Raw genomic sequence first — 21649 nt, forward strand, 5'->3', positions numbered from 1 at the left:
CGGTCGGGTCGTCGGGTGGCCTGAAGGGGGCCGGGGTCAGCGGGGGTTGAGGCCGTTCAGGACTTCGTCGGAGGCGCCGCCCCAGCCGCCGCCGGCCGCCAGGGCCTCGTCGTGGGCGGTGTTGACCTGCGTGTGGCCGGCGGCGAAGCTGCCGTGGAAGGACTGGTACGCGCTCTTGAGCTGCTGGTAGCGGTTCTGCCAGTCCGCGATCTTCTCCTGGTACTTGGAGCTGCACGCGGCCTGGAAGTGCTGCTGGATCTCTCCGTTGACGTCCTGGACCTGCGTCGCGGCGCGCATCATCGTGTCGATGTGGCCCTCCAGGGTCGCCAGGACGCTCCGGACGACCGCGTCGTCCGTCTTCAGGTTGAGTGCCGCCACGGGGGTTCCTTCCTCCGGGCCCGGCTTCGGTTGCCGGGCTCACTCGACTCAACGGAACTGCGGGGGGCGGCGGTTCACCGCAGGCAGGTGGGGCCGGCCGGGCTCGGTGCGGCGGCGGCGCCGGTGAGCGCGGCCGGGTCGAGGCTGGGGCCGGTGGGCAGCAGGGTCAGCAGCGCCTCGGGCAGGCCCGGGGGGGCGACCTCGCCGTAGCCGAGCTGTTTGGCGACCTCGGGCGAGGGCAGCGGGTACTTCACCCCGGTGTCGGTGACCAGGTAGAGGGTGGTGCCGGTGCCGGCGGTGGACAGCGCGCGCACCAGGGCGCCGCCGCCGGGGCGCACCGCGATGGTGTCGGCGGTGGCGCAGGCCGCCTCGACGCCGGGCTGGGCGGCGGGGGCGGGGCCCTGGAGGGCGGTGTCGTCGAGGAGGGTGACGGCGGTGGTGGGCGCGGGGTCGCCCGGGCGCAGCTCGGCGCAGACGTCGCGGCCCTGGGGGGCGGTCAGGAGCTCGGGCGGGGTGGTGGGCAGGGCGGTGGTGGGGGTGGCGGCCGTCGCGGGGGGCGCGCTGTGGGCGGCGAGGTCGGCGGGGCGCAGGGCGGCGGGGGTGACGGCGGCGCCCTGGTAGGCGATCTGCTGGGTGCGGGAGTCGTTGCGCAGCAGTTCGAAGGCCATCGTGGTGAGCGGGGTGAGTCCGGCGGAGGTGAGCAGGTAGGGGTCGCCACCGGGGCCGGTGAAGAGTTGTCCGATGCGGGTGGGGCGGGTGGCGAGGTCGGGGCCGGGGGTGCCGCGCTGGTCGATGTCGGGGGCAGCGAGGTCGGGGCCGGCGGGCAGGGCGTTGAGGAAGGCCTGGGGGACGGGCTGGGCGGTGGCGGTGCTCTGGCCGAGGGCCAGGCGGGCGCCGTTGTGGGTGTCCAGGCGCAGCCGGCGGCCGTGCCACAGCAGGTGGGTGGTGCCGTCGGGGGCGGTGACCAGGAGGGCCTGGTTGTCGGTGAGGGCGGTGCCGCGGGTGGTGGGGTCGATGGCGACGGCCAGTTGGGGCCGGCGGGCGCCGGAGGGGCCGGGGCGCAGGGCGGCGCAGGCGAGCCAGGGGGCGGTGGCGAGGCGGTCGGGTGCGGGCAGGCCGTCGGGGGCGCCGAGGATGCCGAGCGGGGTGCCGCGGGGGGTGCCGGCCAGGGAACGGACGCTGACCTGGTCGACGGTGAGCTGCTCGCCGGCGATCAGGCGGGCGGTCGTCTCGTTGAGCAGGGGGTGGAGGGTGCCGTCGAGGTAGAGGTAGCGGGCTCCGCTTTCCTTGACCAGGACGAGGGTGCCCGGTTTCTTCCAGCCGGTGGCGCCACCGGGGACGAGGACGCCGTAGACGGCGGCGATCAGGCAGGCGAGGACGGCGATGACGATGCCGGTGACGATGCCGCGGGAGGTGCGCCCGGTGGGGGCGTCGGGGGCGTCGGGTTCGCCGCGGAGCATGCCGGTGGCGAGGCGGCCCATCACGAACAGGTGGGCCTGCACCTGGTCGCGCTTCGACTGCATGGCGTGGTTCTCCTCGGTGGCGGGGCGTGGGGTTGCTCGCGTGGGCGGGGGCCGGGCGTGGGGTGTGCCGCCGGTGCGGGTTCAGCCGGCGATGGCGCGTAGTGCCTGGTAGGCGCCGGCGGCGGAGAGGGCGAGCGGGAGCACGGTGATGGCGGCGAGGGTGTGCAGCAGGTCGGCGGCGCGGCCCCAGTAGGGCAGTAGGCGTCGGCCCGGGACGGTCCACGAGACGGCGGCCAGGACGGCGCCGGTGGCGAGCAGGGCGGCGAGCAGGACCAGACGGGCGGACGGGGACTGGCCGACGGCGAGGTGGGCGGTGAGCACGGCGGGGCCCAGGGCGCCGGGGACGAGGACGGCCAGGCGCTGGGGGATGGCGCCGATGCCGCGGGCGTGCAGCAGGAGCAGCAGGGACAGCGCGCAGGTCAGGGCGGTGGGGGCCCAGCCGTCCTGACCGGCGAGGGCGGTCAGGCACCCGGCGAGGACGGGGGCGAGGGCGAGGTGGAAGGCCGTCAGGAAGCCGTCGGCGACGACGCTGCGGGAGCGGACGGAGGCGGCGGGGACGGCCTCGATGCCTTCCTGGAGTTCCTCGGCGTTGCGGGGCAGGGCGGGCAGGCGCAGCCCGGACAGGCGGAAGCAGAGGCCGGGCAGGAAGCCGGCGGTGGCGACCGGGAGGACGGCGAGGACGGCGGCGGTGGCGGGTGCGGTCAGTCCGGTGAGCAGCAGGGCGCCGGTGGCGGTGACGTGCAGGGCGAACAGGACCAGGCCGAGGAAGAGCGGGGCGGAGCAGCCGACGGCGGCCATGGCGAGGACGGCTGCTCCGGCGCCGGCGCAGCCGCCGGCGAGGAGTCGGGCTCCGGTGGCGGAGGGTCCGGTGTCGGTGGTGAGGAGGGCGCCGGCCAGGGCGAGGTAGGGCACGGCGGTGGCGCCGAGGGCGGTGCCGGCGGCGGCGTCGCCGACGGCCCGGGAGGCGCTGAGGGCGCCCAGGAGCAGGAACAGGCCGGTGATGGCGGCCGCGCCGGCGCGCAGCTGCGGCGGGCCGGGCAGGAGGAGGAGTGCGATGCCGCCGGCCAGGGCGGTGACGGCCAGGACGAGGGCGGTGTGGTGGGTGAGCGCCGGGCGCCAGGTGTCGGGGCGTTCGCGCATGCCGGTGGCGACGCCGTCGGCGAGGTCGTCGTAGTGGACTTCGGGCAGGGCGTCGCGGCGTGGGCGCAGGTAGAGGTCCTCGCCGTCGCGCAGGTCGAGGGCGTCGGCGCCGAGTTCCTCGTCCAGGGGCGGGTGGCCGAGGCGTTGGAGGACCCAGCCGTCGTGTTCGAGGCCTTGCTCGTCGAGACCCGGTTCGGCGGGGTCGAGGTCGGCGTGGGCGAGGACGGCGGGCAGCAGGTCGGCCAGGGGGATGTCGGCGGGGACGGCGAGTTCGAACACCGCCCGGGGGGCGTGGAACCTCAGTCGGCACAGTGCGGCGACGGCGGCCCCGTTGGCACTCCCGTTCACGGTTCTCCCTCGTGGTCCGCGGCCCCGGCCGGGCCGGGGGGCCTGGGAGCGGGGCCGGCTCGGCGGTGGCTGGTCCTCGGAAGAGGGCGCGGCCGCCTGGGGCTGTCCGGGGGTGGCGGGTCGGGCGGCCACTCCCCGCCCGGTGGCACGGATGGCGGGGGGTGGTTGGTTCACCGCGGGCGGGAGCGGGCCGGGCGGGGTGAACCGGGGGCGGGGTGGTGGCCGTGGTCCGGGTGGACGGTGTGCGTCCCGGGCGACGGCGCACGGTGCGGGCCGTCCCCTGGTGCGAGGAGCGCTTTCGTTGAGTGTGGTGCTGGTCGACCGTCCGCCGCGGCGTCCCGGTCCGGCGATGCCCGACGGCGAGATCCAGTTGCAGGAGCCGCCGGTCCTGCCGGAGTCGCAGAGCGGCATGTCGAGCGTGATCTCGATGGCGCCGATGGCGCTGAGTTCGCTGTCGATGGTGTTCGTGTTCCTGCGCCCGGGTGAGGGCGGCGGGGTGCTCGGCTACGTGGCGATGGGCATGATGGGCCTGTCGGCGGTGGGCATGCTGGTGACGCAGCTGATCCGCGGTTCCAGCGACCGCAAGCGGGAGCTGCGGGCCGAGCGGCGGGACTACCTGCGGTACCTGTCACAGATGCGCAGGCAGGTGCGCGGGCACACCGTGCGTCAGCAGGAGGCGGCGGCCTGGCGGCACCCGGCGCCGGGGGCGGTGGCGTCGCTGATCCGCACCTCGCGGCTGTGGGAGCGGCGCGGCACGCACCCGGACTTCGGTGACGTGCGGGTCGGGGTGGGGCACCAGCGGCTGGCGGTGCGGCTGGCGCCGCTGTCGACCAAGCCGGTGGAGGACCTGGAGCCGTTGTGCGCGCACGCGCTGCGGCGGTTCATCCACGCCTACGGCACGGTCGCGGACCAGCCGATCGCGGTGTACGTGCGCGGGTACGCCCAGGTGCTGCTGCGCGGTGACGACCGGGCGGCGGCGCAGGCACTGGCGCGGGCGATGCTGGCGCAGCTGGCGCTGTTCCACGCGCCGGACGAGCTGCGGATCGCGGTGGTGGCGGACGCGGAGCACCGGGAGCAGTGGGAGTGGGCGAAGTGGCTGCCGCACGCGCTGCACCCGGTGGACACCGACGCGCTGGGGCCGGTGCGGCTGGTGGCGGGGTCGGTCGCGGAGCTGGAGCAGGTCATGGGCGAGGAGTTCGCGGCGCGCGGGCCGTGGGAGCCGGAGGCGCAGCCGGGCCGGGACGAGCCGTTCACGGTGATCGTGCTGGACGGTGCACCGGCCGGTCCCGGCAGCCGGGCGGCGCTGGCGGGGTGGCGCAACGCGGTGCTGCTGGACCTGGGTGAGGCGCTGGAGTGGAAGCCACTGCGGCACCGGCTGCGGCTGCGGATCGAGGAGGGCCGGCTGGCGATGGTCGGCGCGGACCGCAACCACCGTGACGAGGTGACCGAGCTGGGGCGGCCCGACGCGTTGTCGTTGCCGGCGGCGCGGCGGCTGGCCGCGCTGATGGCGCCCTACCGGCTCGGGGACCAGCTGGAGGCCGGGGAGCCGTTGGCGGGTGATTTCGACCTGGCGTCGCTGCTGGGCATCCGGAACCTGCACCGGCACGACGTGGCGCAGAACTGGGCGCGGCGCGGGATCGCCGACCGGTTGCGGGTGCCGCTGGGCATCGCCGCGGACGGCACGCCGGTGGAGCTGGACATCAAGGAGTCGGCGCAGGGCGGCATGGGCCCGCACGGGATGCTGATCGGGGCCACCGGGTCGGGCAAGTCGGAGCTGCTGCGCACGCTGGTGCTGGCGTTGGCCCTGACGCACTCCTCGGAGGTGCTGAACTTCGTGCTGGTCGACTTCAAGGGCGGCGCGACGTTCCTGGGTCTGGACCGGCTGCCGCACACCTCGGCGGTGATCACCAACCTGGCCGACGAGGCGGCGCTGGTGGACCGGATGCGCGACGCGCTGCACGGGGAGCTGGTGCGCCGCCAGGAGCTGCTGCGGGCGGCGGGCAACTACAGTTCGCTGCTGGACTACGAGACCGCGCGGGCGGGCGGGGCCGATCTGGAGCCGCTGCCGACGCTGTTCGTCGTGGTCGACGAGTTCAGTGAACTGCTGGCCGCGCACCGCGACTTCATGGATCTGTTCGTCATGATCGGCCGCCTGGGCCGCTCGCTGGGCGTGCACCTGCTGCTGGCCTCGCAGCGTCTGGACGAGGGCCGGATGCACGCGCTGGAGTCGCACCTGTCGTACCGGGTCGGACTGCGGACGTTCTCGGCGATGGAGAGCCGGGGCGTGCTGGGGGTACCGGACGCCTACCACCTGCCCTCCCAGCCCGGCAACGGTTTCCTGCGCAGCGACATCGCCACCCTGACCCGGTTCAAGGCCGCGTACGTCTCCGGCCCCTACCGGGCGCCGCGCCCCGCGGCCGCGCGCCAGCAGGCTGCGGCCGGGCAGGTCGCCGTCTACGGCACCGGGTACGTGGCGCCGCGTCAGCCCGTCGCGGTGCCGGAGGAGCCGCAGGTGGAGGAGGCGCAGGACGGTGGCACCTTGCTCGCCATCGCGGCCGACAAGCTGCTGGACGCGGGACCGCCGGCGCACCAGGTGTGGCTGCCGCCGCTGGGGGTGCCGCCCACCCTGGACGAGCTGCTGCCGCCGCTGGCGCCGCACCCGGAGTACGGGCTGACCACCGAGGGCGGTACGGGCCGCGGCACCCTGAGCGTTCCGGTCGGCGTCGTCGACCGGCCCTTCCACCAGGTGCGCGACCTGCTCACCGCCGACCTCTCGGGGGCCGACGGCCATGTGGGGATCGCGGGTGGTCCGCAGAGCGGCAAGTCCACCCTGCTGCGGGCCCTGATGACGGCGCTCGCCCTCACCCACACCCCGCGCGAAGTGCAGTTCTACTGCCTGGACTTCGGCGGCGGCACGCTCTCCGCGCTGCGCGGTCTGCCGCACGTGGGCGGGGTCACCGGTCGGCACGACCCCGAGCGGGTGGTGCGCACGGTCGCGGAGGTCAACGCGATCCTCGCGCGGCGCGAGCAGCGCTTCGCCGAGCTCGGCATCGACTCGGTGGCGGCCTTCCGCCGGATGCTGGCGGCAGGTCAGCTGCCGCAAGAGGCGCACGGCGACGTCTTCCTGGTGATCGACGGCTGGAACACCGTGCGCCAGGAGTTCCCCGACCTCGCGCCGGCGCTGACCCTGATCGCCCAGCGCGGCCTCAACTACGGCATCCACCTGATCGTGGGCACCACCCGCTGGGGCGAGGTCACCGGCGCGCTGCGCGACCTGCTGGGCACCCGGTTCGAGCTGCGGCTCGGTGATCCCGTCGACTCCGCGATCGGCATGCGGGTCGCCGCGACGGTCCCCAAGCTCCCCGGCCGGGGTCTGACCGCCGAGGAACTGCACTTCCTCACCGCGCTGCCCCGGATGGACGGCACCGGCAGCACCGACGACCTCGGCGACGGGGTGGCGGACCTGGTCGACGCCGTGGCGGAGCACTGGACGGGGGCGCGCGCGCCCGAGGTCCGGATGCTGCCGCTGCAGCTGCCCGCCTCCGCGCTGCCCGCCCCCGAGGGCCGACTGCGCGTCCCGCTGGGGCTCCAGGACGTCTCGATGGACACGCTGTGGCACGACTTCGAGGAGACGCCGCACCTGGTGGTGGTCGGTGACAGCGAGTCGGGCAAGACGAACCTCCTGAAACTGGTGGCGGCCGGCATCACCAGCGCCTACCGCCCCGACCAGGCGCGGATCATGCTGGTCGACTACCGCCGGGTGCTGCAGGGCGCGGTACCGCAGGAGTACCGGCTCGGGCACGCGGTCGCCGTGGACGCGCTGCGTCAGATCGTCGACGGCGCGGCGCGGGCGATGGCCAACCGGCTGCCCGGCGTGGACATCCCGCCGGAACGGCTGCGGCTGCGGGACTGGTGGGAGGGCCCGGAGCTGTTCATCCTGGTCGACGACTACGAGCTGGTGGCCGGCTCCCCCGGCGGGATGTCCGCCCACCCGTTCGCACCGCTGCTGGACTACCTGGCGCAGGGTGTCGAGCTGGGCCTGCACCTGATCGTGGCGCGCAGCGCCAACGGCATCGGACGGGCCTCCTCGGACCAGCTCCTGCGCAAGCTGGAGGAGGTCAACACCCCGGCGGTGCTGCTGTCCTGCCCGCCGAGCGAGGGCTTCCTGTTCGGCAACACCAAGCCCCGCGCCCTCCCGCCCGGGCGGGCCCTGCACATCACCCGGCGCCGCACGGTGCAGGTGCAGACCGCCGCCGTCGACGAGGACGCAGGGGCGCAGCAGTGAGCGCCGCGCCGGTGCGGCGCTGGCTGACCCGTCACCGCGACGCCCCGGCCCCCGCGGTGCTGCACGAGGCGGGTCCGCACTTCGTCATCGCACCCGGCGCGGCGCACGGGGCCGCGCACGGGGCCGCGGCGGCGCCAGCGCTGCCCGCCGAACTCGCTGCCGCGCTCGCCGCACTGCCGCCCGTGGTCGGGACCGTGACGGTGCTGGCGGCGGCCGCCGACGCGCAGCCCGTCCTGCTCGCGAGCCTGGCGGAGCTGGCGCGCACCGCGGCCGTCCGGCGGGCCGGGATCCTGGTCCTGGCGGCCTCCGGCCTGGCCACCGCCCAGCCGGACGGCAGACGGCCCGCCCAGCGGATCGCCGAACTGGCCGCCACCGGCATCGTCGCCCCGGACGGCGTCGTCACCCTGCGGCCCGACGGGACCCTGCTGGCCGACGGGGCCGGGCCGGGATCGCCGGCTTCCTGGTGGCTGTTCACTCCGGCCGGCCCGGCCCGCCGGCTCGGGCCGGTGTGGCCGCTGCCGGAGACGGCGGACGTGACGGCCGCCCGGGCGTGGGCGGCAGACCCGGCGGAGCCTCGGACACCGCGGCCCGGGAGCGCCGGGCCGGCCCCTCGGGCGGCGTCCGCCCCCGCCGTACCGGCAGCCGGCACACCCGTACCGGCCGCGACGGCCCCTCAGGCACCTCCGCCTGCCCCGGCGCCGATGGCGGGCGCCGAGCGCGACCCGCTCGGCGGGGGCCCGCTGATGACCGAGCTGCCGGGCGGCTACTGGCTCCACGGCGAGTCCGCCCCCGATGTCCGTTCCGGCCCGTTGGACCTCGCCACGGCGGCGCCGGGCACCCTGGTCCTGGTCGTCGGCCACCCCGGCGCGCCCCTGCCCGCGGCCGCCGGGGTCGCCGAACGGCTGGCCCGGGTCCGGCCCGCTCCGGCCGAGCTGCTGGTGAGCGCGCCCTGGGCGGCCACCGCGGCGCTGGTCGCGCTGACCGCCGCCCTCGCGGCCGAGCTGGGCCGCGACGTCCGGGCCGCCGTCGGCCTGCCGATGCGCACCGCGGACGGCTGCTCCGCCCGCGTCCTGGCCGCCGACGGCACGCCCGGCTGGGAGCCGTGGCTGACCGAGCTGACCGCCTCACCCGGGCGGGGCCGCGTGGTCGCCTCCGCCTGGCGCCCCCTGCCCGACGGCACCCTGCCCGACGGCCCCGCGCTCTACCCCGCGCCGGTGGCGGGCTGGCGCCTGGAGGCGGTGCCGGCCGGCCTGTGGCTGCGCCCCGACGACCCGCCGCCGGACCACGGCCCGCGGCTGCTCGACCCCGGGCCGGACCGCCCCCTGCTCATCGTCGGCTCGGCCGACCGGACGGTGCCGGCGGAGGTGCTCGCTGTGGTGGACGGCCTGCTGACGGCCCTCACCGTCCCGGGCGCGGCGGTACCGGGACTGCTCCTGAACGGCCCCACCCGCGCGCCCGCCCCCTTGACCGCGCCCACGGCCGCACCCGCGACCGAACCCGCCACCGGTGCCGGCCTCCCGGCCCCGCCGGTGCCGACCGCCACGTCCACCGGCCCCTCCCCCGCACCCGACCCCGCCGGGCAGGGCCCGGACGGCACGGACGCCACCGGCCCGGAGGCCGGACCGGCGCTCGTGCCCGCGGAGACGGGCCCGGAGTCCACCGGCTCCCCCGGGCCGGACACCGAACCCACCGTCATCCTGCCCACCACCACCGACCACGCCGCCGAGCCCACGACCGCACCGGGCGGCGCGGGCGACGGCGACGACGAGGACACGGCCGAGGTCCCCGCCGTGCCCCGGCTCATCGCGCCGGACGGCGCCTTCAGCTCGGGGCGGCCGTCCACCGCTGCCGAACGGGCCGCCTTCCGGGCCCTGCTCGGCCCGCACTTCCACCGCTACGCCAGCCAGGCCGAGCAGGTCGCCCTGCGGCTGCCGGCGCTGCGTTCACAGCCCCGCGACGCCCTGAAGGACGACCTCGCGGCCGTGTACCTGCACCACGCCGACACCGGGATCCCCGCGTCCCGCGCCGAGTTGGTGGCCGCGGCGCGCCGGCCCGGCGGACCGGGACCGCTGGAGCTGTACCTGGCGTGCCTGGGTTCCGGGCTGCGCCGGCTGCCCAACCACCGGGGCGCCGTGCTGCTGGGCTCGGACGCGGGCGAGGAGGTGCTGCGCCTCTACGTGCGGGGGGCGCTGCTGACGGAGCCCGCTCCGGTCGTCGGGACTCCGGAGGCCGACCTCGCCCCGGGGACGTCGACGGAGTTCCTCGTCTGGTCGGCCACCGGCCGCCGGACGTCCGTGATCGCCGACGACGGCGACCCGGAGGTGGTCTTCCCGCCCGGCTCGCGCTTCCGTGTCCTGGACGTCCTGCCCGGCGGCGAGGACCGCCCGGTCCGGGTGCTGCTGCGCGAGGCGGCCCCCGGCCCTGCCGCGACCGGCCCCGCCGCGGACGCGGCGGCCGAGGAGCACGACGCGCAGGCCCGGACCCGGCTGCTGGCGTGGCAGGACCGCCGCGAGCTGCTGCCGCCCGCGCGGCTGCGCCCGCCGGCCCGCCCGGAGCGGCTCCGTCTGACGCCGGGAGTCGCCGCCGGGTGAGGCACGCGGGGCGGCAGTCGCGTCCGCGAGACGGTTCGGCATGCCCCCGTCCTCGCGCATCGCGCGCGTGGAGGGGGCGGCCCTCACTCCTTCGGAGCCTCCGGCTCCTCGACGAAGTCGACGCGCTTGAACTGCTTGTTCATCGACTTGACCAGGAACCAGGTGGCCACGCCGAGGGCGGCGAAGACGACGAAGCCCAGCAGTCCGGGGGTCACCTTGGTCTCGTCGAGGGCGAGCTCGGCGGCGAGGTGGGTGAGGTTCACGGGGGCACTCATATCTCTATGGTGGCCCGGCTCACGGGGAGCCGGGCCATCGGGGGGTGGTTCAGTCGCGCGTGTCGGTGGCCTCGGCGGCCAGGGTGGGGGTGCGCAGGCCGGCGAACAGGTCGTCCTCCGGCAGGTCGACGTCGATCAGGGTCCGGGCCAGCTCGTAGTCCTCGGTCGGCCAGACCTCGCGCTGGACCTCCAGCGGGACGCGGAACCACGGCCCGTCCGGGTCGATCTGGGTGGCGTGCGCGATCAGCGCGCGGTCCCTGGTCTCGAACCAGTCGTCGCAGCGGACCCGGGTGGTGATCTCGCGCTCCTTGCGGCCGCTCTTCTCCCAGCCCTCGATCCACTCGCCGTACGGCGACTCGTGGCCGTGCTCGGTGAGGTACGCGTGCAGCTCGCGGATCCGGCCCATCGGGAAGCCGTGGTTGTAGTAGACCTTCAGCGGCTGCCAGGGCTCACCGGACTCCGGGTAGGCGTCCGGGTCACCGGCGGCGTCGAAGGCCAGCATGGTGATCTTGTGGGTCATGATGTGGTCCGGGTGCGGGTAGCCGCCGTTCTCGTCGTAGGTCGTGATGACCTGCGGCTTGAACTCGCGGATCAGCCGGACCAGCGGCTCGGCCGCCTCCGCGACGTCCTTCAGGGCGAAGCACCCCTCGGGCAGCGGGGGCAGCGGGTCGCCCTCGGGCAGGCCCGAGTCGACGAAGCCCAGCCAGGCCTGCCGGACCCCGAGGATCCGGCGCGCCTCGTCCATCTCCTTGCGCCGGACCTCGTGGATGTTCTCCTCGATCTCCGGCTTGCCCTGCAGCTTCGGATTGAGGACCGACCCGCGTTCCCCCCCGGTGCAGGTGGCCACCAGCACATCCACCCCCTGGTCGACGTACATGGCCATGGTGGCAGCGCCCTTGCTGGACTCGTCGTCCGGGTGGGCGTGCACCGCCATCAGTCGCAACTGCTCAGTCAACGCGTGCGTTCCTTCCACAATGTCTGGGCCTTCCGCGAAGTCCGGTCTGCCCACCGTCCGAGCCGCTCGGTTCGGGCCGCGTCACCGCGGGCCCGCCGCCGGGAGCGCCGCGGCAGGACCTCACCACGCCGCCGGCACGACGCCGACACGGCCGAGCAGCGCCCCCGCCGGACCGGCCGCGGGCGTGCCCCTCCTATAGTGACGGACTGGAGGAGCGTCGCATTCCCCCGGCACCACCGCGGGGGGTACCTCCCGGAGAGGACTGAGCCCGATGAGCGCAGGCACCACCACCCCGCAGCTGCCCGAGGGGCGCTACGGCCGGCGCGGCGACCGCGAGTCCGACCGCCGCCTCAAGGTGGCGGGTGCGGTCTGCGGCGTGCTGGGGCTGGGCCTGGTGGCCTGGCTGGGCGGCTCGTACCTGATCCGCGAGACCACCATCAACGGCAGCGTCCCCTCCTTCCAGGCCGTCTCGGACACCGAGGTGCAGCTGCACCTCGCGGTGCGCAAGAGCGACGGCACGGCGGGCAGCTGCACCGTCCGCTCGCAGGGCGAGAACGGCGCGGTGGTCGGGGTGGCCGACTTCCCCGTACCGGCCGCCGGCGGCGACTACGACGCCGTGGTCAGCCTGCGGACCACCGCCCGCGGCACCACCGCCGAGCTGCTGGGATGCACGCCGGCGAAGTAGCGGCCGTCGATCGCGACCCGCCCGGGCGCATATTCGATCGGAAGAGCGGGAATCCGTCAGGATGTCCCGCACACCGGTCCTGTACATCTCGGCGCAATGCTGTCGTCAATGACGCGCCGGCGACTCTCCCGCTTGTCGGCCGGAGTTGTTAGGCTCGTGGTTTCGCCCCTTCCGCACCGAGAGGTACGGGAGCGGGCGTTGCTTTGTAGTTACGACCGATATCTCCACCGCCACCCTGCTGACGACTCACACCCTCAGCACAGCCCCAGCACCTACGAGGAGCACCCGTGACCCAGACCAGCGAGAACGTGACCTGGCTCACTCAGTCCGGCTACGACCAGCTCAAGGCCGAGCTGGAGCATCTGAGCGGCCCCTGGCGCATCGAGATCGCCCAGAAGATCGAGGCGGCGCGCGAGGAGGGTGACCTCAAGGAGAACGCCGGTTACCACGCGGCCAAGGAGGAGCAGGGCAAGTACGAGCTGCGGATCCGCCAGCTCACCCAGCTCCTGGAGCGTGCCAAGGTCGGCGAGGCCCCCGCGGACTCCGGCGTGGTGGCCCCCGGCATGGTCGTCACGGTCGCCTTCGACGGCGACGAGGACGACACCATGACCTTCCTGCTCGGCTCGCGCGAGATGGCCGGCAGCGACGACCTCGACGTGTACTCCCCGCAGTCGCCGCTGGGCCGCGCCATCGACGGCAAGAAGGTCGGCGACGAGGCGACGTACGAGCTGCCGAACGGCAAGGCCGCCTCGGTCACCGTCACCGACGCCAAGCCGCACAACGGCTGATCCCCCGCACCTGACGCCGAGGGCGGCCGTGGACCTCGTCCACGGCCGCCCTCGCGGCATCCCGGCGGCCGGCCGCCGGACCGGGCTCAGCCCGAGGCCGAGCGGTACTTGCGCACCGACAGCCAGGAGAAGACGGCGGTGATCAGCACCGACCAGAGCACCGACATCAGCTCCGCGTGCTGCATCGGCCAGGCGCTGTCCACCGGCCCGACCTGGTTGCCGAACAGGTTGCGGCAGGCCTGCACGGTGGCGCTGAACGGGTTCCAGTAGGCGATCCCCTGCAACCAGCCCGGCATCGAGCTGATCGGCACGAAGGCGTTGGAGATGAAGGTCAGCGGGAAGAGCCAGATCAGCCCGGCCGAGGTGGCCGCCTCGGGACTGCGGACCGAGAGGCCGATCAGCGCGCCGATCCAGGAGAACGCGTAGCCGAGCAGGAGCAGCAGCCCGAACGCGGCGAGCGCCTTCGGCACCCCCTCGTGGATCCGCCAGCCGACCAGCAGCGCCACCACCGCCAGCACCACCAAGGTGAAGGCGGTCTGGCAGAGGTCGGCCAGGGTCCGGCCGACCAGCACCGCCGAGCGGGCCATCGGCAGCGAGCGGAAGCGGTCGACCAGCCCCTTGGTCATGTCCTCCGCGATGCCGGCGGAGGCACCGGCCGTCGCGAAGGTGACCGTCTGGGCGAAGATGCCGGCCATCAGGAACTGGATGTACGAGTCGGAGCTGGCCTGCGTCCCGGGGATCTGGATCGCCCCGCCCATGACGTAGGAGAACAGCAGCACGAACATCACAGGCTGCATCAGTCCGAAGACCACGATCTCGGGGATCCGGGTCATCCGGCGCAGGTTGCGCCGGGCGACCACCCAGGAGTCGTGCAGGGTGGCCGCCGCGCCCCGGCGCTGCTTGGGTACCGCCCCGCCGATGGCGTGCTCGGTGGCAGTGGTCATCTCACCGTTCCTTTCCAGCGGGGACGGCCTGCTGGTCCGGGTCCTGGCCGTCCCCGCCTGCCCGGCCCCCGCCGTGCCCGCCGTGCCCCTTGCCCCGGCCCTTGCCGGCGGCGCCGCCCTCCTCGTCCTCGGCCGCCGTGACGTGGCCGGTGAGCGAGAGGAAGACGTCGTCCAGGGTCGGGCGGCGCAGGCCGATGTCGTCGATCTCGATGGAGCGGGCGTCCAGCTCGCGGATGGCGTCGGCGAGCACTCGCGCGCCGCCACTGACCGGCACGGTGATCCGGCGGGTGTTCTTCTCCACCGCCGGATCGCCCTTGGCGTACTCGGACAGCGCCTCGACGGCTTCGGCGACGAGGTCGGCGCGGTGCACCACGACCTCGATCCGCTCGCCGCCGATCTGCGCCTTGAGCTGGTCGGCGGTGCCGCGGGCGATCACCCGGCCGTGGTCGACCACGGCGATGTCGTGGGCGAGGCGGTCCGCCTCCTCCAGGTACTGGGTGGTGAGCAACAGGGTGGTGCCCTGCTCGACCAGGGTCTCGATGACCTCCCAGAGGGCCAGCCGGTTGCGCGGGTCGAGTCCGGTGGTCGGCTCGTCCAGGAACATCACCGGCGGCCGGACGACCAGCGCGGCGGCCAGGTCGAGCCGGCGCCGCATGCCGCCGGAGTAGGTCTTGGCGGTGCGGTCCCTGGCCTCGGAGAGGTTGAACCACTCCAGCAGCTCCAGCGCCCGGGCCTTCGCCGCCCGGCCGGTCATCTGGTACAGCTCGCCGACCATCTGCAGGTTCTCGAACCCGGTGAGGTACTCGTCGACGGCGGCGTACTGGCCGGAGAGGCCGATCAGGCTGCGCACCTGGTTGGGGTGTTTGAGGACGTCGACCCCGGCGACCACCGCACGGCCGGAATCGGGCCGGAGCAGGGTGGTGAGGACGCGCACGGTGGTGGTCTTGCCGGCTCCGTTCGGGCCGAGCAGCCCCAGCACCGTGCCCTCGGGGACGTCGAGGCTGACGCCGTCCAGGGCTCGTACGTCACCGAAGGTCTTCACCAGGTTCTCGGCTTGGATGGCTGGCGCCATGGCCTGCCTCATCTCCTCGGGCGATAGGGGCGCTGTCGCTTGGGCGAATTCCAGTGGTCTGTCCCACTCTGCCCCGAATGCGGGCAGGCGGGCGACTCGGTCCTCGCCGGGCGGGCGACTCGGCCGTCGCTCCGAGGGGCCGGAAGCGCCCGGCGCCGGGCGCGCTCGCTCAGTGCGAGACGACGTACCCGGCTTCGCGCAGCTCCCCGACCACCACCGCGCAGTGCTCGGGCCCCTTGGTCTCCAGATGGAGGTCCACCTCGACCTCGGTCAGCCCGAGCTGCGGGTCGATCCGCACGTGCGCCACGTCCAGCACGTTCGCGTCCACCCGGGTGAGCACCCCGAGCAGGTCCGCCAGCGCGCCCGGCCGGTCCGCCAGCCGCACCCGCAGCGACAGGTAGCGCCCGGCCGCCGCCAGGCCGTGCCGCAGCACCCGCTGCATCAGCTGCGGGTCGATGTTGCCGCCCGAGAGCACCGCCACCACCGGGCCCTCGAAGGACTCCGGCTGTTCCAGCAGGGCCGCCACCGGGCTCGCCCCGGCCGGTTCCACCACCAGCTTCAGCCGCTCCAGGCCGAGCAGCAGGGCCCGCGAGAGGGAGTCCTCGGAGACCGTCCGCACACCGTCCGCCAGGGCGTTGATCACCTCGAACGGGATGTCCCCGGGCCGGCCGACCATGATCCCGTCCGCCATGGTGGCGTAGCGCTCCAGCGTCACCGGCCTACCCGCCGCCAGCGAGGGCGGGTACGCGGCCGCGGCGGCCGCCTGCACCCCGATCACCCGCACGTCCGGGCGGATCGGCTTCACCGCCGCCGCGATCCCGGCCAGCAGCCCGCCGCCACCCACCCCGACCAGGATGGTGCGCACCTCCGGGCACTGCTCCAGGATCTCCAGGCCGACGGTGGCCTGCCCGGTGACCACGTCCCAGTGGTCGAAGGGGTGGATGAAGACCGCGCCGGTCGCCTCCGAGTAGCGCTGCGCGGCCCGCAGCGCCTCGTCCACCGTGGCACCGGACAGCCGGACCTCGGCGCCGTACTCGCGGGTCGCCGCGACCTTGGGCAGCGGCGCGGCCACCGGCATGAAGACCGTCGAGCGGACCCCGAGCAGCGCGGCCGCCAGCGCCACGCCCTGGGCGTGGTTCCCGGCGCTCGCCGCGACCACCCCGCCGGCCCGCTGCACCGGCGAGAGCCCCGCGATCCGCACGTACGCCCCGCGCAGCTTGAACGAACCGGTGCGCTGGAGGTTCTCGCACTTCAGGTGGACCGGCGCGCCGATCAGCGCGGACAGGTGCCGGCTGCCCTCCATCGGTGTCACCCGGGCGACCCCGGCGAGCATCTTCTGGGCGCCGCGGACATCGTCGATGGTGATCGGCCAGCTGTGCATGGCGCCAGCCTACGGCGGCCGGGAGTGCCAACCCGGGATGTCGGCACTGTTCCCGGGCCCGCCCGGCCCGCGTACGCTGCTGGTCCTGAGCCTCCCTCACCGCACGACGATCGTGAGCCGCGATGACGACGACCTCGCCCCAGGCCACCGACCGCACCGACCCCCTGCACGCCCAACTCCAGTACCAGCTGGCGGTGTTCGCCCGGCGCATGGAACAGGTCCGCAGCTCCGACGGGGTGGGCGTACTGGACCGGGCCGCCTATCTGCTGCTCGACCGGCTGGAGCGGCACGGACCCGCCAACGTCAAGGCCCTGGCCGACGCCCTGGGCGTCGACTCCTCCACCGTCACCCGGCAGGTCGCCCCGCTGGTCGCGGCCGGGCTGGTCGGCCGGGTCCAGGACCCGGCCGACCGCCGTGCCGTACGGCTCGCACTCTCCCCGATCGGTGCCCGTCGGCTGGCCGAAGTCCGTGCCGGGCGGGCCGAGTTGGCCCGCCGGCTGGTGGCCGACTGGGCGCCCGAGGAACAGCGCGCGTTCTGCGCCCTGCTGGCCCGCTTCAACCACTCCATGGAGTCGTACACGGCGGGCCGGCAGGGCGGCTAGGCACCGTCAGCCGAGGGCCTGCTGGAGGTCGGCCAGCAGGTCGTCGATCGACTCGATGCCGACCGAGACGCGCACCAGGTCGGCGGGCACCTCCAGGGCCGAACCGGCCACCGAGGCGTGGGTCATCCGGCCCGGGTGCTCGATCAGCGACTCGACGCCGCCCAGCGACTCGCCGAGGGTGAAGAGCTGCGTGCGGTTGCAGACCTCGACCGCCGCCTCCTCGCCGCCGTTGACGCGGAACGAGACCATGCCGCCGAACGCCTTCATCTGCTTGGCGGCGATGTCGTGGCCGGGGTGCTCGGGCAGGCCCGGGTAGAGCACCTGGCTCACCTTGGGGTGGCCCGCCAGCAGCTCGGCGACCTTCTCCGCGTTCGAGCTGTGCCGGTCCATCCGGACGCCGAGCGTCTTGATGCCGCGCAGCACCAGCCACGCGTCGAACGGACCGGAGACGGCGCCCATCGCGTTCTGGTGGTAGGCGACCTCCTCGCCGAGGCCCGCCTCGGCCAGCACCAGCGCACCGCCGACGACGTCCGAGTGGCCGCCCATGTACTTGGTGGTGGAGTGCACGACGGCGTCCGCGCCGAGCGCGATCGGCTGCTGCAGGTACGGGCTGGCGAAGGTGTTGTCGACCACCAGGAGCGCGCCGGCGCCGTGCGCGACCTCGGCGAGCGCGGTCAGGTCGGTGATGCCCAGCAGCGGGTTGGACGGGGTCTCCACCCAGACCGCGCGGGTGTTGGGGCGCAGCGCCTCGCGGACGGTCGCCAGGTCCTGGAAGTTCGCGACGGAGAACTCGACGCCCCAGCGGGTCAGGACCTTGGCGAAGAGCCGGAAGGTGCCGCCGTAGGCGTCGTTGGGGATCACGATGTGGTCGCCCGGCTTGAGGATGGTGCGCAGCAGGGTGTCCTCGGCGGCCAGGCCGGAGGCGAAGGCCAGGCCGCGGGAGCCGCCCTCCAGTGCCGCGAGGCACTCCTCCAGCGCGGTCCGGGTCGGGTTGGCGCTACGGCTGTACTCGTAGCCGCCCCGGAGGCCGCCCACCCCGTCCTGCTTGTAGGTGGACACCTGGTAGATCGGCGTGACGACGGCCCCGGTCTGGGGGTCTGCTTCCTGACCCGCGTGGATGGCGAGGGTCTCGAAGCCCTGGGGAAGCTGGTGCTCGGTCATGACAACGAGCGTAGTGGGCGAATGCCGGGGCGCCTCCCGGAAGGGTCGCCGCCGTCCGGAAAGCGCCGGGGCTGCCCGGAATCCGGCGGCGGCCGTGAGCGTTGAAAGCTGCACAACGGTTCCCGACCCAGCTGGAGCAGGCCGTGCTGTTCAACCGCGACAAGACCTCGCTCGTCCCCGCCGACCAGGCGCTGCCCGGCCGGGAGACGCCGGGCTTCACCCTGCGCGAGCCGCACACCGTGCTCGGCAACCCGCTCACCGGCCCGTACCCGGCCGGGCTGGAGGTGGCCGACTTCGGGCTGGGCTGCTTCTGGGGCGCCGAGCGCACGTTCTGGCGGCTGCCCGGCGTCTGGACGACCCTGGTCGGCTACCAGGGCGGCCACACCCCCAACCCCACGTACGAGGAGGTGTGCAGCGGCCGGACGGGGCACACCGAGGCGGTCCGGGTGGTCTTCGACCCGGCGGTCGTCTCGTACGAGCGGCTGCTGAAGACCTTCTGGGAGGCGCACGACCCGACCCAGGGCAACCGGCAGGGCAATGACGTCGGCACCCAGTACCGGTCCGCCGTCTACACCCACTCCCCGGCCCAGGCCGCGACGGTGGCCGCGAGCCGCGAGGCGTTCCAGCCGGCGCTGACGGCGATCGGCCTGGGGCCGATCACCACCGAGATCGCCCCGGCGGGCCCGTTCTACCCGGCCGAGCCGTACCACCAGCAGTACCTGTCCGACGCCAAGAACCCGAACGGCTACTGCGGCCTCGGCGGCACCGGCGCCAGCTGCCCGATCGGCGTGGCCCGCACCGGCGACTGACCCGCCCGGCGCCGGGCCTCAGGCCCGGCGGACTTCGTGCTGGAAGCAGCCGAACTCCACGGCGCGGACGTGCACCACGGCCACCTCGGGGTCGGCGAGCAGCTCCGCGGCGGCCGCCTCGGCGGTGTCGGGGGTGACGGGCACCCCGCCCAGGATGTGGCCGTGCCGGTCGTAGGCCCGTAGCACCCGCGCGCCCAGGTGGTACCCGGCCGGCCAGGCCGGGCCCGCTCCGGCGCAGGCGTGGTCGTGCAGGAAGACCGGGCCGACCTCGTCGTACGGGCCCGGGTCGGCGCCGGTCTCGGCGGCCCAGCGGCGCAGCGGCGCGTAGCCGACCAGCGCGATCCGGTCGCCGGGCAGCGCCCGGGTGAGGCAGCAGCGCAGCGGGGCACCGCCGGTCCGGTCCACCGACCGGACCGGCGGGCGCCCCGCGTCGTCGCGTTCCAGCAGGGCGAGGTGGACGGCCGGCTCGATCGGGCGGACGGCCGGGGCGGGTGCGGTGGGATCGCTCATGCCGCCCAGCCTGCCGCCCGGACCGCCCGGTGTCCGGCGGGTTTCGGCCGTCGCGTTCGACGGCCCCGGACCGCCCCGCGGCGCCCGCGGCGGCCCGCCCGGGGCCTCAGACCGCGCTGCCGGCCTTCCAGGCGGCCCAGCCCAGGTTCCAGCCGTTCAGGCCGTTGGAGGGCTCGACGGTCTTGTCGCCGGAGTTCACGACCTCGACGACGTCGCCGATCATCGAGCTCTTGTAGAACTTGTAGCCGTCCAGGCCCTGGTCCTGGCCGCCCTTGGCGTCCTTCAGGCCGACGCAGCCGTGGCTGGTGTTCTGGCTGCCGAAGATCGACGCCGGGGACCAGTAGTTGCCGTGGATGAAGGTGCCGGAGGTGGTCAGGCGCTGGGCGTGCGGCACGTCGGCGATGTCGTACTCGCTGCCGAGGCCGACGGTCTGCGAGTTCATCCGGGTCTGCTGGTACTGCTCCGAGATGACCATCTTGCCGCCCCAGGTGCGGTACTCCGGCGAGCCGCCGGAGATCGGGTAGACGGCGCTGACCTGGCCGTCGGTGGTGACGGTGAGCTTCTTGGCGGCGAGGTCGGCAACGCTGGTCTGTGCGCGGCCGATGGTGAAGCGGACGTCCTTGGACTGGGTGCCGTAGACGCCCTTGGCGGCCTGGACGTCCTTGAGCCGGAGCCGCACGGTGACCTTGGTGCCCTTGGCCCAGTACTCCTGCGGCCGGAAGTCCAGGCGGGTGCTGGAGAACCAGTGCCCGACGATCTCGACGCCGGGCTCGGCTGTCACGGTGATCGCCTGCTGGACGGCCTTGCGGTCGGTCACCGGCTTGCTGAAGTTGATCGAGACCGGCATGCCGACGCCGACGACCGAGCCGTCCTCGGGGGTGAAGTAGCCGACGAAGGTGTTGGCCGGGGTGGCCGTGGTGAAGACGGCGTTGGCGTCCGCCTCCAGCTTGTCCTTGTCGGTGGCCGAGGCGGTGACGGTGTACTTGGTCCCGCTGGCGGGCGCGGCGGCGGACGTCCAGCCGGTGCCGTCCGAGGAGAGCTCCCCGGTCAGCGCCTTGCCGGTCGAGTCGGTGACCTTGACAGAGCCGAGAGTGCCGCCCGTGACGGTGACCCGGACCGGCTCACTGAAGCTGGCGGCGGTGGAGCCGTCGGCGGGGGTGACGGTGATGACGGCCACGGAGGTCTTCGGCGCGCTGCTCGCGCTCGCGGGGCCGCTGCCCGTGGCGCCGCCGCCCGAGGATCCGCTGCCCTGGCCGGCGGCGCTCCCGCCGTCGCCCTTGCTGTCGTTGCACGCCGCCAGCAGCAGGACCGGCGCGCCGATCAGACCCGCCAGCACACCGCGCCGGCTCCAGTTCCCGCCGGCCGCCCGACCCTGCCCGTCCCGTGCCGTCACGTCGCCTTCTCCCTGCTGATCATCCCGGGCATTACGGATAGAGAAACGCAATCCGCCCTTTCACGGTTCCATCACCGACGAGTGGCGATCGTATGAGACTACTCAACTTCCTGCCAAATATGGACAAAATGCCCGGTCTGCGAAAGCAGACCGGGCACTCGCGGGCCGTGACGAAAGTCGGTGAGGACTACTCGGCGGGCTCGTCCACCGTGTACTCGTCCCAGCCCTCCCCCTCGGCGTCGAACTCGGTCTGCGCGGACTCCCAGGTCGCCGAGGCGAGCTCGACGCCCGGGACGTCGCCGAGCAGGGCGACCGGGTCGATGAAGTGCGCGAGCGAACCCGACGGGTCCACCTCGATGGCCTCGACGGACTGGGCGCGCTCCTCGTCGTCGAGGTACTCGTCGTCCGTCACCTGCTGCAGGGCCGCCGCCTTGAGCGCCCCCTCGTCGGTGATCTCGGCGATGAGCTCGATGCTGAGCCGGACGTAGCGCGGTTCGTCCTGGCCGGTCGTGTCAGTGCTGGTCATGCGTGCGAGCGTACGGGAAACCGCTCCGGCCCGAAGGCACGCCGGGTCCGAGGGACGGGGGGCGGCGGTTCCCGACCGGGGCGCCCGCGGGCACGGAACGGGCGGACGCACGGAACGGGCGGACGCACGGGAAGGGCCGGCCCCTCCGAGGAGGGACCGGCCCTGCCGTCTCCGCCGGGGCTCCCCCACCCGGGAGCCGCGGAGACGCGCCGAAACGGCGCGGTGACGACCGCGGGAGCCGCCGCACCCTGATGACCGGCCGGAGCCGGACAGGGGCGGGACG

General features: G+C 74.5%; 18 protein-coding genes. 6 read left to right on the forward strand and 12 right to left on the reverse strand.

The window, feature by feature from the left end; genetic code table 11:
• Positions 1–36 precede the first annotated feature (36 nt).
• The 3 genes from ABZ497_RS17725 to eccD form a co-directional block, all read right to left on the reverse strand.
• A complete protein-coding gene (locus ABZ497_RS17725) occupies positions 37–378 on the reverse strand; it encodes a hypothetical protein (RefSeq protein WP_359806119.1) in 342 nt (113 codons plus the stop codon).
• 74 nt (positions 379–452) lie between these two features.
• Positions 453–1901 (reverse strand): type VII secretion protein EccB, encoded by a 1449-nt coding sequence (gene eccB / locus ABZ497_RS17730; RefSeq protein ID WP_352289896.1) that lies wholly within the window; start codon positions 1899–1901, stop codon positions 453–455.
• Between the two features lie 81 nt (positions 1902–1982).
• A complete protein-coding gene (gene eccD, locus ABZ497_RS17735) occupies positions 1983–3389 on the reverse strand; it encodes a type VII secretion integral membrane protein EccD (RefSeq protein ID WP_359806122.1) in 1407 nt (468 codons plus the stop codon).
• Between the two features lie 349 nt (positions 3390–3738).
• Here eccD and eccCa point away from each other — a divergent pair, with 349 nt between their 5' ends.
• Positions 3739–7674, forward strand: coding sequence for a type VII secretion protein EccCa (gene eccCa, locus ABZ497_RS17740; RefSeq protein ID WP_359806158.1), 3936 nt, complete (start codon positions 3739–3741; stop codon positions 7672–7674).
• Positions 7671–10265: a hypothetical protein gene (locus tag ABZ497_RS17745; RefSeq protein ID WP_359806125.1), complete on the forward strand. Its 2595-nt coding sequence runs from the start codon at positions 7671–7673 to the stop codon at positions 10263–10265. The genes eccCa and ABZ497_RS17745 overlap by 4 nt, the downstream gene beginning before the upstream one ends.
• An 83-nt stretch (positions 10266–10348) precedes the next feature.
• Here the strand turns inward: ABZ497_RS17745 and ABZ497_RS17750 are convergent, their stop codons facing one another.
• The gene (locus ABZ497_RS17750; protein WP_329489368.1) at positions 10349–10540 is read right to left on the reverse strand and encodes a hypothetical protein; all 192 of its coding nucleotides are present in this window, start codon (positions 10538–10540) and stop codon (positions 10349–10351) included.
• Between the two features lie 49 nt (positions 10541–10589).
• Entirely contained in the window at positions 10590–11495 is a 906-nt protein-coding gene (gene mca, locus ABZ497_RS17755) for a mycothiol conjugate amidase Mca (protein WP_329489367.1), read from the reverse strand.
• A gap of 271 nt (positions 11496–11766) precedes the next feature.
• On the opposite strand from mca, the gene ABZ497_RS17760 reads away from it, so the two are divergent.
• Both ABZ497_RS17760 and greA read left to right on the forward strand, forming a co-directional pair.
• Entirely contained in the window at positions 11767–12180 is a 414-nt protein-coding gene (locus ABZ497_RS17760; protein WP_352289884.1) for a DUF4307 domain-containing protein, read from the forward strand.
• Positions 12181–12467: 287 nt separating this feature from the next.
• Positions 12468–12968 carry a transcription elongation factor GreA gene (gene greA, locus ABZ497_RS17765; protein ID WP_329489364.1) on the forward strand — a complete coding sequence of 167 codons (501 nt, stop codon included), beginning with the start codon at positions 12468–12470 and terminating at the stop codon, positions 12966–12968.
• An 86-nt stretch (positions 12969–13054) separates the two neighbouring features.
• On the opposite strand, the gene ABZ497_RS17770 is transcribed toward greA, so the two are convergent.
• The 3 genes from ABZ497_RS17770 to ilvA form a co-directional block, all read right to left on the reverse strand.
• Complete coding sequence (locus tag ABZ497_RS17770) at positions 13055–13912, reverse strand: ABC transporter permease (protein ID WP_329489363.1); 858 nt, start codon at positions 13910–13912, stop codon at positions 13055–13057.
• Between the two features lies 1 nt (position 13913).
• Positions 13914–14984 (reverse strand): ATP-binding cassette domain-containing protein, encoded by a 1071-nt coding sequence (locus tag ABZ497_RS17775; protein WP_329489362.1) that lies wholly within the window; start codon positions 14982–14984, stop codon positions 13914–13916.
• A 169-nt stretch (positions 14985–15153) separates the two neighbouring features.
• Positions 15154–16365 carry a threonine ammonia-lyase gene (gene ilvA, locus ABZ497_RS17780; protein ID WP_359806131.1) on the reverse strand — a complete coding sequence of 404 codons (1212 nt, stop codon included), beginning with the start codon at positions 16363–16365 and terminating at the stop codon, positions 15154–15156.
• Positions 16366–16487: 122 nt separating this feature from the next.
• Here ilvA and ABZ497_RS17785 point away from each other — a divergent pair, with 122 nt between their 5' ends.
• Positions 16488–16967: a MarR family transcriptional regulator gene (locus tag ABZ497_RS17785; RefSeq protein ID WP_359806133.1), complete on the forward strand. Its 480-nt coding sequence runs from the start codon at positions 16488–16490 to the stop codon at positions 16965–16967.
• Positions 16968–16973: 6 nt separating this feature from the next.
• Here ABZ497_RS17785 and ABZ497_RS17790 read toward each other — a convergent pair whose 3' ends face one another.
• The gene (locus tag ABZ497_RS17790) at positions 16974–18128 is read right to left on the reverse strand and encodes a cystathionine gamma-synthase (protein ID WP_329489359.1); all 1155 of its coding nucleotides are present in this window, start codon (positions 18126–18128) and stop codon (positions 16974–16976) included.
• 143 nt (positions 18129–18271) lie between these two features.
• On the opposite strand from ABZ497_RS17790, the gene msrA reads away from it, so the two are divergent.
• On the forward strand, positions 18272–18937 hold the full coding sequence (gene msrA, locus ABZ497_RS17795) for a peptide-methionine (S)-S-oxide reductase MsrA (RefSeq protein WP_359806160.1): 666 nt from the start codon (positions 18272–18274) through the stop codon (positions 18935–18937).
• A gap of 18 nt (positions 18938–18955) precedes the next feature.
• Here the strand turns inward: msrA and ABZ497_RS17800 are convergent, their stop codons facing one another.
• From ABZ497_RS17800 to ABZ497_RS17810, 3 genes are all read right to left on the reverse strand, one after another.
• Positions 18956–19447: a DUF1203 domain-containing protein gene (locus ABZ497_RS17800; RefSeq protein ID WP_329489358.1), complete on the reverse strand. Its 492-nt coding sequence runs from the start codon at positions 19445–19447 to the stop codon at positions 18956–18958.
• Between the two features lie 106 nt (positions 19448–19553).
• On the reverse strand, positions 19554–20840 hold the full coding sequence (locus tag ABZ497_RS17805) for an Ig-like domain-containing protein (protein WP_359806136.1): 1287 nt from the start codon (positions 20838–20840) through the stop codon (positions 19554–19556).
• 187 nt (positions 20841–21027) lie between these two features.
• On the reverse strand, positions 21028–21366 hold the full coding sequence (locus tag ABZ497_RS17810; protein WP_359806138.1) for a hypothetical protein: 339 nt from the start codon (positions 21364–21366) through the stop codon (positions 21028–21030).
• Between the last annotated feature and the right edge of the window lie 283 nt (positions 21367–21649).

Source organism: Kitasatospora sp. NPDC005751 (genome assembly GCF_040630835.1).
In the GTDB taxonomy this organism is placed as follows: domain Bacteria; phylum Actinomycetota; class Actinomycetes; order Streptomycetales; family Streptomycetaceae; genus Kitasatospora.